The 16757-nt window shown below is 66.6% G+C and carries 16 protein-coding genes and 1 pseudogene; 11 read left to right on the top strand and 6 right to left on the bottom strand.

The window, feature by feature from the left end:
- Positions 1-38: 38 nt before the first annotated feature.
- From ACFO3A_RS06615 to trpE, 3 genes are read right to left on the bottom strand one after another with little or no spacing between them, the layout of a single operon-like run.
- Complete coding sequence (locus ACFO3A_RS06615) at positions 39-620, bottom strand: anthranilate synthase component II (RefSeq protein ID WP_377725035.1); 582 nt, start codon at positions 618-620, stop codon at positions 39-41.
- Entirely contained in the window at positions 617-961 is a 345-nt protein-coding gene (locus ACFO3A_RS06610) for a chorismate mutase (RefSeq protein WP_377725034.1), read from the bottom strand. Before ACFO3A_RS06610 ends, ACFO3A_RS06615 begins: the two co-directional genes overlap by 4 nt.
- Positions 958-2457 (bottom strand): anthranilate synthase component I, encoded by a 1500-nt coding sequence (gene trpE / locus ACFO3A_RS06605; protein WP_377725032.1) that lies wholly within the window; start codon positions 2455-2457, stop codon positions 958-960. The genes ACFO3A_RS06610 and trpE overlap by 4 nt, the downstream gene beginning before the upstream one ends.
- A 372-nt stretch (positions 2458-2829) precedes the next feature.
- Here trpE and ACFO3A_RS06600 point away from each other — a divergent pair, with 372 nt between their 5' ends.
- Positions 2830-3450, top strand: a complete 621-nt coding sequence (locus tag ACFO3A_RS06600; RefSeq protein ID WP_377725030.1) for a chalcone isomerase family protein — start codon at positions 2830-2832, stop codon at positions 3448-3450.
- An 83-nt stretch (positions 3451-3533) separates the two neighbouring features.
- On the opposite strand, the gene speE is transcribed toward ACFO3A_RS06600, so the two are convergent.
- Positions 3534-4778 carry a polyamine aminopropyltransferase gene (speE, locus tag ACFO3A_RS06595; RefSeq protein WP_377725028.1) on the bottom strand — a complete coding sequence of 415 codons (1245 nt, stop codon included), beginning with the start codon at positions 4776-4778 and terminating at the stop codon, positions 3534-3536.
- 243 nt (positions 4779-5021) lie between these two features.
- Here speE and ACFO3A_RS06590 point away from each other — a divergent pair, with 243 nt between their 5' ends.
- Both ACFO3A_RS06590 and ACFO3A_RS06585 read left to right on the top strand, forming a co-directional pair.
- On the top strand, positions 5022-5648 hold the full coding sequence (locus tag ACFO3A_RS06590) for a chalcone isomerase family protein (RefSeq protein ID WP_377725027.1): 627 nt from the start codon (positions 5022-5024) through the stop codon (positions 5646-5648).
- Positions 5649-5728: 80 nt separating this feature from the next.
- Complete coding sequence (locus ACFO3A_RS06585; RefSeq protein ID WP_377725026.1) at positions 5729-7528, top strand: methyl-accepting chemotaxis protein; 1800 nt, start codon at positions 5729-5731, stop codon at positions 7526-7528.
- A 598-nt stretch (positions 7529-8126) separates the two neighbouring features.
- Here ACFO3A_RS06585 and gph read toward each other — a convergent pair.
- Both gph and rpe read right to left on the bottom strand, forming a co-directional pair.
- Positions 8127-8816, bottom strand: a complete 690-nt coding sequence (gph, locus tag ACFO3A_RS06580) for a phosphoglycolate phosphatase (protein ID WP_377725024.1) — start codon at positions 8814-8816, stop codon at positions 8127-8129.
- 92 nt (positions 8817-8908) lie between these two features.
- Positions 8909-9604: a ribulose-phosphate 3-epimerase gene (gene rpe, locus ACFO3A_RS06575; RefSeq protein WP_377725022.1), complete on the bottom strand. Its 696-nt coding sequence runs from the start codon at positions 9602-9604 to the stop codon at positions 8909-8911.
- Positions 9605-9671: 67 nt separating this feature from the next.
- Between rpe and ACFO3A_RS06570 the strand changes: the two genes are divergently transcribed.
- The 8 genes and pseudogenes from ACFO3A_RS06570 to ACFO3A_RS06535 all read left to right on the top strand — a co-directional run.
- Positions 9672-11651 (top strand): site-specific recombinase, encoded by a 1980-nt coding sequence (locus ACFO3A_RS06570; protein WP_377725021.1) that lies wholly within the window; start codon positions 9672-9674, stop codon positions 11649-11651.
- Between the two features lie 42 nt (positions 11652-11693).
- Positions 11694-12926 (top strand): cation:proton antiporter domain-containing protein, encoded by a 1233-nt coding sequence (locus ACFO3A_RS06565; RefSeq protein WP_377725019.1) that lies wholly within the window; start codon positions 11694-11696, stop codon positions 12924-12926.
- A complete protein-coding gene (locus ACFO3A_RS06560; RefSeq protein WP_377725017.1) occupies positions 12916-14028 on the top strand; it encodes a YbdK family carboxylate-amine ligase in 1113 nt (370 codons plus the stop codon). The genes ACFO3A_RS06565 and ACFO3A_RS06560 overlap by 11 nt, the downstream gene beginning before the upstream one ends.
- A gap of 143 nt (positions 14029-14171) precedes the next feature.
- Positions 14172-15140: a thiamine-phosphate kinase gene (thiL, locus tag ACFO3A_RS06555; protein WP_377725387.1), complete on the top strand. Its 969-nt coding sequence runs from the start codon at positions 14172-14174 to the stop codon at positions 15138-15140.
- Between the two features lie 169 nt (positions 15141-15309).
- Positions 15310-15789 carry a phosphatidylglycerophosphatase A family protein gene (locus tag ACFO3A_RS06550; RefSeq protein WP_377725386.1) on the top strand — a complete coding sequence of 160 codons (480 nt, stop codon included), beginning with the start codon at positions 15310-15312 and terminating at the stop codon, positions 15787-15789.
- Positions 15790-15791: 2 nt separating this feature from the next.
- A complete protein-coding gene (locus ACFO3A_RS06545; RefSeq protein ID WP_377725015.1) occupies positions 15792-16280 on the top strand; it encodes a CinA family protein in 489 nt (162 codons plus the stop codon).
- Positions 16281-16348: 68 nt separating this feature from the next.
- Entirely contained in the window at positions 16349-16576 is a 228-nt protein-coding gene (locus ACFO3A_RS06540) for a DUF3079 domain-containing protein (RefSeq protein ID WP_377725014.1), read from the top strand.
- 39 nt (positions 16577-16615) lie between these two features.
- Positions 16616-16757: pseudogene (locus ACFO3A_RS06535) on the top strand (IS5/IS1182 family transposase); the annotation flags it as partial.

Below are 16757 nucleotides of genomic sequence, written 5' to 3'. Positions count from 1 at the left end.
AAACAAAGGCCATCGCGGGGATGGCCTTGGGCGGGGCATTACGCCGCTTTCAAAAAGTTTTTCAGCATCGCATGGCCATGCTCGGTCAGGATGCTTTCGGGGTGGAACTGCACGCCTTCCACGGCCAGCGTCTTGTGGCGCACGCCCTGGATTTCGCCGTCCTCGCTGGTGGCGGTGACGGTCAGGCAGTCGGGCAGGGTGGTTTTGTCGATCACCAGCGAGTGGTAGCGGTTCACCGTGAACTGCTTGGGCAGGCCGGCAAACACGCCCTGCTGGTCGGTGCTGATGACGCTGGTCTTGCCGTGCATCTGCTGCCCGGCACGGATGATGTCGCCGCCAAAGGCCGCGCCAATCGCCTGATGGCCCAGGCACACGCCCAGCACCGGCAGCTTGCCGGCAAAGTGCCGGATGGTCGGGACGGAGATACCGGCTTCCGCCGGGGAACACGGCCCGGGCGAGATGACGATGCGCTCGATGCCCTGCTCCGCCACCAGCGCCACGAGCTGCTCCAACGGCATTTCGTCGTTGCGCACCACGGTGACATCGGCGCCCAGTTCGCCCAGGTACTGCACGATGTTGTAGGTAAAGCTGTCGTAGTTGTCCAGCATCAGGACTTTCATACCGATTCCCCTTGCTTCGGCGGCAGGCCGGCGGCGCGGAGCCGGGCCAGCTCGTCGTGTTCGTAGGCGATGTAGCACTCCATCATGGCGCGGTAGATGCGCTCGATCAGGTCGGGGTTGCCGCCCTGGGCCTGCGCCTGCTGGCGCACGCGCTGCACGATGGTTTCGATGCGCTCCTCGTCGCGCACCAGGCCATCGTCGTTCTTCACCCGCGCGGCCTGGGTCATGTAGCCGCTGCGCTCGACCAGCAGGGGCACCAGCACATCGTCCAGGGCATTCACGCCCGCACGCACCTCGGTCATGCTGGTGCAGTGCGGCACTTTATCGATGGCCAACGTCATTCCAATCCTTCTTCCACCAGTTCCGCCGCACGCAGCAGGGCGCGGGCCTTGTGTTCGGTTTCCTGCCATTCCAGCTCGGGCACGGAATCGGCCACCACCCCGGCGGCGGCCTGCACGTACAGCGTGCCGTTCTGGATCACGCCGGTACGGATGGCGATCGCCATGTCCATGTGCCCAGCAAAACTCAAGTAGCCCACCGCGCCGCCGTAGATGCCGCGCTTGGTCGGCTCCAGCTGGTCGATCAGCTCCATCGCGTGCACCTTGGGCGCCCCGGACAGCGTGCCGGCCGGAAAGCTGGCTTTCAGCACGTCCATGCTGGACAGGCCGGGTTTGAGCAGCCCTTCCACGTTGCTGACGATGTGCATGACGTGGCTGTAGCGCTCGACGACGAAGGCCTCGGTCACCTTCACGCTGCCGGTCTGGGCGATGCGGCCAATGTCGTTGCGGGCCAGGTCGATCAGCATCACATGCTCGGCGCGTTCCTTGGGGTCGGCCAGCAGTTCGTGTTCGGTGGCGACATCGGCCTCGGGCGTGGCGCCGCGCGGGCGGGTGCCGGCCAGGGGGCGGATGGTGATTTTCTCGCCGCCCTCGACCTTGTCCTGGCGCACCAGAATCTCGGGGCTGGAGCCGACCACCTGGAAGCTGCCGAAGTTGTAGAAATACATGTACGGCGAGGGGTTGAGCGAGCGCAGCGCCCGGTACAGCGACAGGGGCGATTCGGTATAGCGCTTGTGGATGCGCTGGCCGACCTGCACCTGCATGAAGTCGCCCGCCGCAATCAAATCCTTGGCCCGCTGCACGGCAGCCAGATAGTCGGCCTTGGCAAAGCTGCGCTGCGCCGGGTGGCTGTCGCCGCCCTTGATCTGCGGCACGCTGACCGAGTAGCGCAGCAGCTCCTTCAATTCGCGCATCCGCTTCTTGGCGCGGCTGTAGCTTTCGGCGCGGCCCGGGTCGGCGTAGACGATGAAATACAGCTTGCCCGAGAGGTTGTCGATCACCGCCACCTCCTCGCACTGCAACAGCAGGATGTCCGGGCAGTTCAGGCCGTCGGGCGGGCAGGTTTTTTCCAGCTTGGGTTCGATGTAGCGCACCGCGTCGTAGCCGAAGTAGCCCGCCAGCCCGCCGCAAAAGCGCGGCAGGCCCGGCACCAGCGCCACTTTCAGGCGCTGCTGGTACTGGGCGATGAAGTCCAGCGGGTTGCCCTGGTGGCTTTCGACCACCTGGCCGTCGGTGACGACTTCGGTTTTCGCCTCGGCCCCGAAGCCGCTGGCCCGCAGCAAAGTCCGCGCGGGCAGGCCGATGAAGCTGTAGCGGCCAAAGCGCTCGCCGCCTTCGACGGACTCCAGCAGAAAGCTGTTCGTGCCGTCGCCGTGGGCGTGCGCCAGCTTCAGGTACAGCGACAGCGGGGTTTCCAGGTCGGCAAAGGCTTCGGTGACGAGGGGGATGCGGTGGTAGCCGGCACGCGCCAGGCTTTGAAATTCCAGCTCGGTAATCACGGGAGGGGTTTCCTTGCAACAAGGGGCAGCAGACGTTGCGGTGCTGCGGTTCATTCAACGGCGGTGGCCCGGGCAGCCACCGCCCAAGTGCGCCACGCGGCGCTTCAAGCGGTTACAGCAGCAGGCTTACGCCAGGGCCAGGCTCCCCGGTCGGCACAACCTGCAATGAACGCGTAGTGAATGAACATGGGTCGGGAGTGTAGCGCATGGCAATCGCCCGCCCGGGGGCAGGCAGCCACCCCACGTTTTCCCGACCGGCATTTACCCTAGGGCAGCAGCGGACGGCCTTGCCAGCGGTGCAGCCGCGCCAGAGAATCTGCCCACATCAAAAGCACGACCGTTCGTGTTTAATTGATTTTGCAAGGACTTTCTATGCTGCGTGCCTGCCGTTTTTTCCTCCCCGCCCTGGCCTTGCTGCTGACGGCCCTGCTGCCCCTGGCAACCCGAGCGGCGGCCTCGGACACGCCTCCCGAGCATTTCACGCTGGACGGCCAGACCCTGGTGCTCAACGGTTCGGGAACGCGCTACAAGGCCGTGTTCAAGGTCTACCACGCCAGCCTGTACCTGCCGCAAAAAGCGCACAGCTTCCCCCAGATACTGCAGCAGCCCGGCCCCAAGCGCCTGGAAATCCACATGCTGCGCGACATCGACGCCAACGAGCTGGGCAAGCTGTTTACCAAAGGCATCGAGCAGAACACCCCGCGCCAGGAGCTGGGCCACGTGCTGCCGGGCGTGGTGCGGATGGGCGAGCTGTTTGCCCAGCAGAAAAAGCTGCGCAACGGCGACAGCTTCGCCCTGGACTGGGTGCCGGGCACGGGCATGAGCATCTCGATCAACGGCCAGCCCCAGGGGGCGCAGTTTGCCGATCCGGCCTTCTTCACCGCCATGCTGGGCATCTGGCTGGGGGACAAGCCGGCCGACGCCCTGCTCAAGCAGGCCCTGCTGGGCACGGATGCGCCGCCGGAGGCGCCACAAGGCCAGCCGGCCCATTAAAAATAGCTGTCACCGCACGAAAACAAAGGGATTCAATGCTATAAAACCTTGAATCCCTTTGTTCATCAGCGGTAGCAGCTCTTTTATTTTTCAGGCTGCACCAGCTTGCGGTAGTAATTGGGCAGGGCGAACAGGGCGCCATGCACCTGGTCGTTGTAGTACTGCAGCTCGCCCACGCCACGCTCGGCCAGGCGCCGTGCCACATCCTGCGCGGTCAGCGCGGTGGGCTGCAAGGTGTCGGAACACACCGCCATGCCCCAGTACGCACCGTACAGCGGCACGTAGACGCCGTAGCACGCCACCTGGGCAAAGCAGCCGTGCAGCGTGGCGGCCAGGGCCTGCACCTGTTCGGGATGGAACACCGGGCTGCCCAGGTGCAGCACCAGCGCCCCGCCGGGGTTCAGGACGCGGCGCATCCGCTGCAACGCCTCGGCGCTGTAGAGGGAACCGGCCGGCGTGTCGGGGTCAGTCAGGTCCAGCACGATCAGGTCGAAGCGTTCGGTCGTGGCGTCCACATACGCCATGCCGTCGCCGATCTGCAATTGCAGGCGCGGGTCGTCCCACACACCGTTGTGCACGCGCGGCAATTGCGCCTGGCTGGCGCGGATGACGGCCTCGTCCAGTTCGGCCAGCACCACGCGCTGCAGCGTGTTGTGTTTCAGCAGTTCCTCGGCCAGGCCGCCGTCGCCGCCGCCGATGACCAGCGCCTGCCGCGGCGCCGGATGCGCGATGGCGGCGGGGTGGGCCATGCACTCGTGGTAGAAAAATTCCTCGCCCTCGCTGGTCATGAAGCGGTCGTCCAGGCGCATCACGCGGCCAAAGCTGGGCGTATCCATCATCTCCAGCGTCTGGAACGGTGTCTGCGTACGCTGCACGTCGTGCGCCCGGAAGCCAAACGCCGCATGGGGTGTGATCTGTTCCATCACCCAGGGGTATTGACCGACGGTATTGGTCGAGATATCGCCGCGCCACAGTTGCTGGCGCACGGCATCCCGGGGGGCGTAGGCCGCCACCACGCCATCCATCAGCGCCCGGGCCTTGGCCGAGTTGTCGTCCGAGAAGTTGCACACGTACACGTCGATGGTGACGTTGCCCGTCTCCGGCCAGGTGTGGATGGCCAGGTGCGATTCGGCCAGCAGCACCGCCCCGGTGACGCCGCCGGGCTGGCCCTGCCATTCGGGAAACTTGACCCACTTGTCGTCCACCAGGGTCAGGCCCGAGGCATCGGTCTGACTTCGGCACAACTGGGCAATGGCATCCGCACTAATCATGAGTGCGCGATCGCAGGAACATTGGTACAAGTCGGCGGTCAGGTGCAAACCTTGCATTCGGGAAGTCCTCCTGGGGGTTCCATCCGGGGTGAAAAGCTTCTCCCTGGAACAAAAAAGCGGGTATTTCTTGGAAAACCCACGATTTTAGGTAAGTTTTGCGCAAAACGCCTTCACCAACGGCGCAAGCCCATTCACCCCGCGTCAGAACACGGCGGGCATCGTGAAATGGCAAGGTACAGAAAAACTATCGCCTGCACACTACAATTAGTTTCAATTTCTCACGTTATCGAAGGGCTCCGAATGCCGTCTCCCCTGCCTGCCCATGGTCTCTGGAACGCTGCCGTACTCGCAGGCGCCCTGGCCCTTTCCTGTACCGGCCATGCTGCCGGCCCGGCGGCAACGTCGGCTACCGTGACGCTGGCCAACGTGCCTTTTGCACCGCAGCTGGAGCTGCACGGCAGCACCCTGACGCTCAACGGCGCGGGCATTCGCCACAAGCTGATGTTCAAGATCTACGCCGCCGGCATCTACCTGCCGGAAAAGGCGCAGACCCAGGCGCAGGCCAATGCCCTGACCGGCCCCAAGCGCATTCGCCTGGTGCCGCTGCGCACCATCGACGCCGAGGAGCTGTCGCGCCTGTTCCTGCGCAGCCTGGAGGCCAACGCCGACAAGGCCGTGTTCTACCGCCTCGCACCCTCGATGCTGCAAATCAGCCAGGTGTTCACGGACATCAAAAAACTCCAGCCCGGCGACGAGCTGGTCATGGACTGGATCCCCGGCACCGGCACCGTGGTGTCGCATAACGGCGTCGTCAAGTCCGACACCTTCAAGGACCGGGAGTTCTTCGATGCCCTTCTGAGCATCTGGCTCGGCCCCCGGCCCGCCGACCCGGTACTCAAGCAGGCCCTGCTCGGCCAGCCGGATTGAAAACCGGCCTGCGCCTGCCGCAGCCCGTCTGCCGCATCCCCTAAACTGCCTCCCGTACCTTGTCACTCCGAAAGCCTGCCATGCAAATGAACGACTTGAAAGTCCGCACCCGCCTGAACCTGGGCTCAGGCGCCGTCCTGTTCATCATGGTGCTGCTCACCAGCCTGGGCATCTGGCGCATGCAGGTGATCAGCGACGTCACCGAAACCATGGCCCGGTACGACAACACGCGCCTGCAGGAAACCGTGCGCTGGCGCGAAAACACCCAGAAGAACTGGATCCGCACCCGTGCCATGCTGCTCAACCCGGACCCGCAGTTCAACAAGATCTGGGAGCCGGAAATCGCCGCCACCTCGGCCATCATCAGCGAGGCGCAAAAGAAAATCGAAGCACTGCTGCACACCGAGCGCGGCCGCCAGCTCTTCCAGGCCATGGGCCAGGAGCGCACCGCCTACCGCAACCTGCGGGCACAGCTCATGGAGCGCAACGCCAGCGGTGAATACGTTGCCCAGGAAGTGGAAGACGACCTCCGGCCCCTGGCCGAAGCCTACGACCGGGCGCTGGAGCGGTTCGAGCAGGCCCAGCTGGAAATCTACACCCAGACCCGCACCGACGCCCTGGCCGAAGTGCGACAAAGCCAGATCATCCTGGGCACCTGCGCCGCCCTCACCCTGGTGCTGGGGCTGCTGGGCGCCTGGTCGCTGGGCCGCTCGATCACCCGGCCCCTGGCGCAGGCCGTAGACCACGCCCAGGGCATTGCCCAGGGCAACCTGGCCCAGACCATCGCCGTCAGCGGCAAGGACGAGACCGCCACCTTGCTGCGCACCCTGCACGACATGCAGGCCCGGCTGGCGGACATCGTCTCCGGCGTGCGCCAGAGCGCTGACAGCGTAGCCACCGCCAGCACCGAAATCGCCCAGGGCAACAACGACCTGTCGGGCCGCACCGAACAGCAGGCCAGCGCCCTGGAGCAAACTGCCGCATCCATGGAACAGCTCGGCTCCACCGTGCGCCAGAACGCCGACAACGCCGCCCAGGCCAACCAGCTGGCCATGAGCGCCAACGACGTCGCCAGCCAAAGCGGCAGCGTGGTCGAGCAGATGGTCACCACCATGCGCGACATCCAGGAAAGCAGCCAGCGCATCGCCGACATCATCGGCGTGATCGACGGCATCGCCTTCCAGACCAACATCCTGGCGCTGAACGCCGCCGTGGAAGCGGCCCGCGCGGGCGAGCAGGGCCGGGGCTTTGCCGTCGTCGCCGCCGAAGTGCGGGCCCTGGCCGGGCGCAGCGCCGACGCCGCCAAGGAGATCAAGGGCCTCATCGACACCAGCGTGCAGCGCGTCGGCCACGGCACGCAGCTGGCCGATCAGGCGGGCGCCTCGATGCAGGAAATGGTCGGCGCCATCCGCCGCGTCACCGACATCATGGGCGAGATCAGCGCGGCCAGCCGCGAGCAAAGCTCCGGCGTCGTGCAGGTGGGCGATGCCATCATGCAGATGGACCGCGCCACCCAGCAGAACGCCGCCCTGGTCGAAGAAAGCGCCGCAGCCGCCGACAACCTGCGCGGCCAGGCAGCGCAGCTGGTGCAGGCCATGGCCTTCTTCCAGGTCAACGGCAGCCGCGCCGGCACGCCCCGCCCGGCGCCTGTGGCAATGGCCGCAGCTGTACCTGCTGCAAAACCTGCACCTACGGCAGTTGCGCCCAAACCGGCCCCGAAGCCCGCAGCCAAAGCCCCCGGCCTGGGGGGGAGCGCCCCGCGTCCTGCTTCGGCACCGGCCAAAGCGGCTGCTGCCAAACCGGCGGCGCTGGCGGCGCCTGCGGTCAAGTCTGCTGGGGCTAGCAAAGGGGCGGAGAACGATGATTGGGAGACGTTCTGAGGTTTTTTGACGGGGTTTTATCGATCTTTATGGATTTTTAGGCTGCTGGCCGGGTCTCGCCCCGGCAGGCGACCTCCTTTCTTGCACGCGCAAGAAAGGAGGCAAAGAAAGCGTGCTGCGCAGCTTTTACGCCGTGGAACTCGCTTTGCGCCCTTTGGGCGCTCCGCTCGGACAGCCACGGCGAGTCAGATTGGATGCGGCTTGCTGGTTCTCGGGGCTGCGCCCTGATGGGTGCGCCCTGCGTCGTGGGGCGCGACTTCGCGCTCGGTGTTGTTTGAGCGCTGCGCCCAAAAAAGTAAAGAGCGCGAAAAAAATGGCTAAATGGCTTCGAGGCTTGCGCAGCAAAAGCGAGAAGCCATTCCTTCAAGAACAATGAAAAGAAGCGCAGCGTTTCCGCAAGCAGAGCGCTAGCAAATCATGCTTGCCGTGGCTGTCCGAGCGGAGCGCCGCAGGCGCAAAGCGAGTTCCACGGCACAGGCCGCGCCACGCGCTTTCTTTGCTTACTTTCTTGCGCGGGCAAGAAAGTGAGTCGCCCGCCGGGGCGAGTCCCGGCCAGCAGCCCCAAAAAATCACAAAAACAGCGACTACCGCCAGCGAACTAGCCAGCCACCACCCGCAACGCCTCCAGCCGATCTAGATACCCCAACGCCGGGGTATCGGTGATGGGCACCCCGTGGTTGTAGCCATAGGTCATCAGCACCACCGGACAGCCCGCCGCGCGTGCCGCCTGGGCGTCGTTGCTGGAGTCGCCCACCATCAGCGTGCGCTGCGGCGCGGTGCCCAGGGCCTTGCAGGCTTCGAGCAGCGGCAGCGGATCGGGCTTTTTCCGGGCGAAGGAATCGCCGCCGTACACCTGCTGAAAAAACTTTTCCAGCCCCTTGGCCTGGAGCAGGGGGCGGGCAAAGGCCAGGGGCTTGTTCGTCAGGCAGACCAGCGGCAGCCCGGCAGCAGCCAGCGCCTGCAAGCCCGCCAGCACGCCGGGGTAGACCTGGGCGTACTGGCCGTTCAATTGCAGGTAGTGGTGTTCGTAGCGCTGCCAGGCGTCCTGGTAGCGGACGGCCACGTCGGGCACGCCCACATGGGCCAGCACCGAGCGCAGCAGATGCTCCGTGCCCTTGCCCACCATGTGTTCGATCGCCGATGCGTCGATGGCCGGCAGGGCCAGATCGGCCAGCATACGGTTGAGCGCCTGGGCAAAGTCGCCCAGGGTATTGACCAGGGTGCCGTCCAGGTCGAGCAGGATGGCGTCCACCTCCAACGGGGCGGCAGAAGGGATTTGTAGCTGCATTTCTATGCTATCGATAGCTTATTCCGCTGAATTGATAACTATTTCAGATATTTATCAACCTGAAATCGTTTTTACATCAGCGGAAAAAGCTCTTATTTCTGAAGCGCGTGCCGCATGGCGTCGATTTCCGCCCGGTAATCGGGCTTGCCGAAGATGGCGCTGCCCGCAACAAAGGTGTCGGCCCCGGCATCGGCCACGGCGCGGATGTTGCCGGCCTTGATGCCGCCATCGACTTCCAGGCGGATGTCCTTGCCGCTGGCGTCGATGCGCTTGCGGGCGGCCTCGATCTTGCGCAGGGTGCTGTCGATGAAGCTCTGGCCGCCGAAGCCGGGGTTCACGCTCATCAGCAGGATGAGGTCGATGTCCTCGATCACCCAGTCCAGCACGTCCAGCGGCTGGGCGGGGTTGAACACCAGGCCGGGCTGGCAGCCGGCGGCCTTGATGGCCTGGATGCTGCGGTGGACGTGGGCGCTGGCATCCGGGTGGAAGCTGATGAGGTCGGCCCCGGCCTGGGCAAACGCCTGGGCCAGCGCATCGACGGGCTGCACCATCAGATGCACGTCGATGGGCACCGGGCGGCCATCGGGGGTGACGGCGTGGGACTTGAGCGCCTGGCAGACCATGGGGCCGAAGGTCAGGTTGGGCACGTAGTGGTTGTCCATCACGTCGAAGTGAATCCAGTCCGCGCCTGCGGCGATGACGTTGCGCACTTCCTCGCCCAGGCGGGCAAAGTCGGCGGACAGGATGGACGGGGCGATGCGGTAGGTAGGGGCGGTGTTGCGGCTCATAGGGCCGTGATTGTCGCAGTTTGGTGCAGGCGGCCAGAACGGCGGACTGCTTTACCATTCCCGCCCTATGCGCCATTCTTCTTACGACCTTCCCCGCCTGCTGGCCGAGCTTGACCCCCATGCCGAACTGGCCGAGCGCCACCTGTGGCTGCTGCACCTGTTGCAGTGGCTGCGCTCGGCAGCGCCGTCGGTCGAGGTGGCCCTGAGCAAGGCCGAGTCCTTCGTGGCCGCAATCGAGGCCGACCCCGAGCTGCGCTTGCGCCTGCAACTGTGGTGGCAGCGCTTTAGCGGCACGGTGGACATCACCACCTTGCTGGCGGACTTCGGCTTTGCGCCGCGCACCGCCATGGTCACCGAGCTGGCCGACCGCCTGCGCCTGAAGCTGCTGCCGGGCACGCCCGAGACGATCGATGCGTCCGAGCTGTTCTCGATCGCCCTGCCGCACGAGTTCGATGCCCGCTGGCTCACGGCCCTGCCCGAGCCGCTATTGCAGCGCCTGGCCGCGCTGCTCACGCCGCCGGATGCGCAGCAGGGCATCGGCTTCTGGCGGCACGCGCTGCTGGGGGCCATCACCTACTGTGCCGGGCAGATTCTGGCCAACGGGTTTTCGCCCGAGCTGCGCCTGCGCATGAGCGAGGAGGCCCGCGACCAGCAGCCGTTTCATGCGCTGATCCACGATGTGGAGAACTTCCGTGTCGAAGTCGTCCACGGCCTGCGCACGCCCGAGCGGCTGGAGCAGGCCGAGCAGCGCCTGCGCGAGCGCCTGGATGCCTGCCGCGCGGCCATTGGCACGGTGTACCAGCACTTTGCCGACGAGGGGATTTCCGTGGGGCTGGTGTTCCGCCTGCGCCAGGTGCGCACCCGCATCGTGCGCGTGCGCCAGTTGCTGTCCTGCCTGACCAGCGAACACCCGGAGCAGGAGGCAGCACGGCTGCTGGCCGGCTTCGTCAGCGTCGGGCGCGACCGGCGCAGCCTGCGCCACCTGTGGGCGACGAACTCGTCGCTGCTGGCCGCCAAGGTGACCGAGCGCAGCGCCGAAACGGGCGAACACTACATCAGCCACAACCGCAACGAATACATGGAGATGGTGCGCCGCGCCGCCGGCGGGGGGCTGCTGATGTCGGCCACCACGCTGCTGAAATTCGGCATTGCGGCGCTGGCGTTCTCGGCATTCTGGGGCGGCTTCTGGGCGGGGGTGAATTACGCGATCAGCTTCGTGCTGATCCAGCTCTTTCACTGGACGGTGGCAACCAAGCAGCCGGCCATGACCGCCCCGGCGATGGCCGCCAAGCTCAAGGACATGCAGGCCAGCGACGATGTCCCGGCCACGCTGCAAGCCTTTGTCGACGAGGTGGCCAACCTGGTGCGCACCCAGGTGGCGGCGATTCTGGGCAACGTGCTGGTGGTCTTCCCGGCCGCGCTGCTGCTGTCGCTGGTGGTGGCGCAGACCTTCGGCAGCCCGCCGCTGACCGAGGAACATGCGCAGGAGGTGCTGGATTCCCTGCACGTGCTGGGGCCGTCGGCGCTGTTTGCGGCGTTTACCGGGGTGCTGCTGTTTGCCAGCAGCCTGATCGCCGGGTGGGTGGAAAACTGGTTTGTTTTGCACCGCCTGGATTCGGCGATACGGTATAACCCCCATTTCACCCGCTGGCTGGGTCGGCGCCGCGCCCGGCGCTGGGGGGATTTCTGGCGTGCGAACATTTCCGGGTTCGCGGCGAATATTTCCCTGGGGCTGATGCTGGGGCTGACGCCGGCGATTGCCGGGTTCTTCGGCCTGGGGCTGGAAGTGCGCCACGTCACGCTGTCCTCGGGCCAGCTGGGCGCGGCCAGCGCCACGTTCGGGCTGGACATCGTGCGGCACCCGGCCTTCTGGTGGGCGCTGGCGCTGCTGCCCGTCAACGGGGCGCTGAATGTGCTGGTCAGTTTCTACCTGGCTTTTCGCATGGCCCTGCGGGCGCACAACATCAATGGCGTGGAGCGTTCGCGCATCTACGCTGCCATCCGCCAACGCTTGCGGGCCAAACCCGCCAGCTTCTTCCTGCCGTAACGGGCATGGCATGGCGGATCTGGACAAGAAAGGAACTCCGCCATGACTGAAGAACTCCTCGCACCGGCCCAGGCCCAAGCCGTTTCGGCCTGGGCCACCCTGCCCACGGTGCAGTGGGCGCTGCTGCTGGCCCTGGCCGCGCTGGCCGGGTACGCCTGCCAGCGCAAGCTGGGCCTGCCCAAGGTGCTGGGCTACGCGGTGGTCGGCACGCTGGCCGGGCTGTTCGGCTTTGGTGCGGCGCTATGGCCGCTGCACGGGTCGGCGCTGCTCCTGCTGGAGCTGGGCGTGGCTGCCGTGCTGTTCGAGTGCGGCGCCCGCATCAACGTGCGCTGGTTTCTGCACAACCCGATGGTGCTGGTGCAAAGCGTGCTGGAGGCAACGCTGACCTACGCCGCCGTGTTCTACGGCCTGCAGGCCGTGGGGGTGGAGGCCCGCAGCGCCGGGCCGCTGGGGCTGATCGCCATGGCGGCCTCGCCCGTGCTGCTGTCGCGCGTGGTGGCCGACACCCGCGCCGCCGGGCCGGTGACCGACCGGGCGCTGACCCTGTCCACCCTCTCCACCCTGTATGCGCTGGTGCTGAGCGCCGCCAAGGCGCACATTTTCGCCAACCCGCAGCAATCGCTGTGGCACGACATCACCCCGGTATTGCAAGTGCTGCTCACGTCCGCCGTGGTGGCCGCAGCGCTATTCGCCCTGCTGCACCTGGTGCTGCGCTGGATGAGTCCGTTGAGCCAGAACACCGCCATCGTGCTGCTGGCCCTGGTGGCCGCCGCCAGCGCGGGCGCCAGCGGCCTGGGCGGATCGGCCCCGCTGGCGGCGCTGCTGGCGGGCATGGCGCTGAAATACGCCAGCCCCCGGCCCCTGCCCTGGGCCAAGGCGCTGGGCAGCATCGCCACCCTGCTGGGTGTAGTGATGTTCGTGCTGGTGGCCACGGTGGCGGCGCAGGCCCCCTGGACGGAGGGCATCACCCTGGCCGTGCTGGCGCTGATCGTGCTGCGCCTGGCGGCCAAGTCCGTCGGCGTCGGCCTGGGCCATCTGGGCAGCAGCACCAGCTGGCGGCAGGCGCTGTGGACGGCGTGCGCCATGACGCCGCTGTCGGCCGTCGCCCTCCTGATGACGGCACCATTTGCGCTGGTCGAGGACGGCAAAACCATCGTTGGCATTGCGCTGCCAGCGATTCTTTTGATGGAATTGATCGGGGCCATCAGCGCCACCTGGGCGCTGCGCCGCGCCGGCGAGGCCCGCGATACCCTGGGAGTACGCCATGACGCTTGAAGCCTTTGCCCCCTCCAGCCCCCTGACGCTGGGGGTGGAGCTGGAGTTGCAGCTCCTCAACACCCACGATTACGACCTGACCCCCTACGCCGCCGACATGCTGCGCCTGATGCGCCAGCACGAACTGCCCGGCACCGTGGTGCCGGAGATGACGCGCAGCATGATCGAAATCTCCACCGGCATCTGCCAGGATGCCGACGACGTGCTGGCCCAGCTCACCCCCATCCGCAATGCGCTGGTGGCCAGCGCCGACAAACTCAACATTGCCGTGGCCGGGGGCGGCACCCACCCGTTCCAGCAGTGGCACGAGCAGCGCATTTACGAAAAAGAGCGCTTCCACCAGCTCTCGCAGCTCTACGGCTACCTGACCAAGCAGTTCACCATCTTCGGCCAGCACGTCCACATCGGCTGCCCCGATGCCGATGCCGCCCTGCTGATGCTGCACCGCATGAGCCGCTACATCCCGCACTGCATCGCGCTGTCGGCTTCCAGCCCGTTCGTGCAGGGGCAGGACACGGCCTTCGACTCGGCCCGGCTCAACTCGGTGTTCGCCTTTCCCCTGTCCGGGCGGGCGCCGTGCGTGCTGACCTGGGCGGAATTTACGCAGTATTTCAACAAGATGACGGCCACCGGCGTCGTCCAGGGCATGAAGGATTTTTACTGGGACATCCGCCCCAAGCCCGAATTCGGCACCATCGAAATCCGCGTGTTCGACACCCCCCTGAGCATCGAACGCGCCGCCGCCCTGGCCGGCTACGTGCAGGCCCTGGCCGCGTGGTTTCTGGACACTCAGCCCTTCACCCCCACCGAGGACGACTACCTCGTCTACACCTTCAACCGCTTCCAGGCCTGCCGCTTCGGGCTGGATGCGATGTACGTCGACCCCGCCACCTGCGAGCATCTGCCGCTGGCCGAACACATTCTGCGCACCATGGACGCCATCGCCCCCTACGCCCGCAGCGCCTGCACCCTGCTGCGCGACAGCGTCACCCGCCGGCACAACGACGCCTGCTGGCTGCGCGAGCGCCACGCCGACGAGCCGCTGCTGGGCGAGGTCACGCGCCAGGCGGCCCTGCGCTTTCGCGGGGCGGCGCTGCCATGATGGCGGGAACGGTATACAGTAAGAACGTGCCCCAAGCGTAAAAAAACATAGCTCCTTCCGCTTGGTTTTCAACGATTTCAATATGATTCAAACCTGAAAACGTTTATTCATCAGCGGAAACAGCTATTTTTATGAAGCAATCCTTGGGCGAATTCGATCTCATCCAGCGCTTCTTCCAGCGCCCGGCGGAGCGCAACCCCCTGGGCGTGGGCGACGACTGCGCCCTGCTGGCTCCGCGCCCGGGAATGCAGCTGGCCGTCTCCAGCGACATGCTGGTGCAGGGCCGCCACTTCCTGCCCGATGTCGATCCCCGGCTGCTCGGCCACAAGGCGCTGGCCGTGAACCTGTCCGACCTGGCCGCCTGCGGGGCGCAGCCGCTGGCCTTCACCCTGGCGCTGGCCCTGCCGCACGGCGATGCCGACTGGTGCCAGTCCTTCAGCCAGGGGCTGCTGGCCCTGGCCGACGCACACCATTGCGAACTGGTCGGGGGCGACACCACGCAGGGGCCGCTGAACATCTGCATCACCGTCTTCGGCGAAGTGCCCGCCGGGCAGGCCATCCTGCGCAGCGGCGCCCAGGTGGGCGACGACATCTGGGTCAGCGGCAGCCTGGGCGATGCCCGCCTGGCGCTGGACGCCCTGCTGCGCCAGCACATGCTGCCCGCCCCGGTGCTGGCCCAGGCCCGCCAGCGCCTGGAAGCGCCCACCCCGCGCGTGGCCCTGGGGCAGGCGCTGCGCGGCATCGCCACCAGCGCCCTGGACGTGAGCGACGGCCTGCTGGGCGATTTGCAGCACATCCTGCACGCCAGCGGCGTCGGCGCCAGCATCGATGTCCGCGCCACGCGCCAGTTGCTGGCCGCCAGCCGGCACCCGCTGATGCGGGCCGTGGCCAGCAGCCGCATCGACGCCTGCACCCTGGCCGGGGGCGACGATTACGAGCTGTGCTTCACCGCCCCCGGCGCCCAGCGGGCCGCCGTAGAAGCCGCAGGCCGGGTTTGCGCCACCGCCGTGACCCGCATCGGCAACATCGAGGCGCTGCCCGGCCTGCGCGTTTTCGGCCCCCAGGGCGAGCGCCTGCCCCAGCGCTGGCCCGGCTTCGATCACTTTGCCTGACGCTTTGCACTCCACAAGAATCATGCCTTTCCAGAATCCCCCTTCCGTGCAGGACATCGAGCCGAAACGCTTCACGTCCCGGCCTGAACCGACCGGGGCCGGCGCCCCCCGCTCCGCCCCAGATTCCGCCGCCCCGCCCCGCGCCCCGGTGCGCCCCACCCTGGCCTTCATGCTGCGCCACCCGGCGCACTGCCTGGGCCTGGGCTTTGGCAGCGGCCTCTCGCCCATCGCCCCCGGGACGGCGGGCACGCTGTGGGGCTGGGGCGTGTTCGTGCTGCTGCAACAGGTTCTCAACGCCTGGCAGCTGGGCGTGCTGATCGCCCTGTCCATCCCGGTCGGCTGGTGGGCCTGCACCGTCACCGCCCGCAACCTGGGGCGGGACGACCCCGGCTGCGTCGTCTGGGACGAAGTGGTCGGCATATGGCTGGTGCTGTGGCTGCTGGCCCCGGCAGGCTGGCAAGGGCAGCTCCTGGCGTTTGCGCTGTTCCGCCTGTTCGATGCGGCCAAGCCGCAGCCGGTGCGCTGGGCCGACCGATGCTTCAAGGGCAGCGGCTGGCGCGGCGGCTGGGGCATCATGTTCGACGATCTGGTCGCCGCCTTCTGCACCCTGCTGGTGCTGGCCGGGGGCCGCCACCTGGGCATGTGGTAGCCATGCAGCACGACCTGCCCGCCATCGTCGTCGCCCTGGGCCAGCAGTTGCAGCAGCGCGGCTGGATGCTGGCCAGCGCGGAAAGCTGCACCGGCGGGCTGATCGCCGCCGCGTGTACCGATCTCGCCGGTTCCAGCACCTGGTTCGAACGCGGCTTCGTCACCTACTCCAACGCTGCCAAGACGGAACTGCTGGGCGTGCCCGCCAACCTCATCGCCACCCACGGCGCGGTCAGCGAACCGGTCGTCCGCGCCATGGCCCAGGGGGCGGCGCAGCGTGCCGGGGTGCCGGTGGCCGTAGCCAGCACCGGCATCGCCGGGCCCGGCGGCGGCAGCAGCGCCAAGCCGGTCGGCACCGTCTGGCTGGGCTGGAGCGTGGCCGGGACGGTCACCAGCACCTGCTACCACTTTGCCGGTGACCGCCCCGCCGTGCGGGCACAGGCCGTTTGCCAGAGTTTATTTCACCTATTGAAATTGATTTCTGCCAAATGAAACCATACGCAGCGTAACTCTTTCCACCCTGCCACACTGTCCCGGTGCAGAACCGCCAGGAGACCGTGATGGCCCAAAAGAAATTCCCCCTCAACCCGGCCCACCCCGAACGCACCTGCTGGGGCTGCGACCGTTACTGCGCTGCCGATGCCATGCTCTGCGGCAACGGCTCGGAGCGCAGCCAGCACCCCGCCGAACTGTTCGGCCCCGATTGGGCCGACAACCTGGACGACGACGGCCCCATGCCCGCCCGGCCAGGCAACCGGCACCGCACGGCGCTGCCGGCAGGGGACTAAGAACGTGTTTACGATCTTTTTGCCCCCGACAATCCTTGGGTGAAAAGAAAGCCATACCCAAGCGACATCAGTCGAGAGAAATTTGCCGAGATCGAGCCGCTGTTGCGCAGCGTTCGACGCAGCACCAAACCGATCAAGCTCGATCTGTACGAGGTGTTCTGTGCAGTGCTGTACCTGCTGC

The organism is Comamonas nitrativorans (assembly GCF_042654765.1).
GTDB lineage: Bacteria > Pseudomonadota > Gammaproteobacteria > Burkholderiales > Burkholderiaceae_C > Comamonas > Comamonas nitrativorans.
This window is presented reverse-complemented; position numbering and strand designations above follow the sequence as displayed.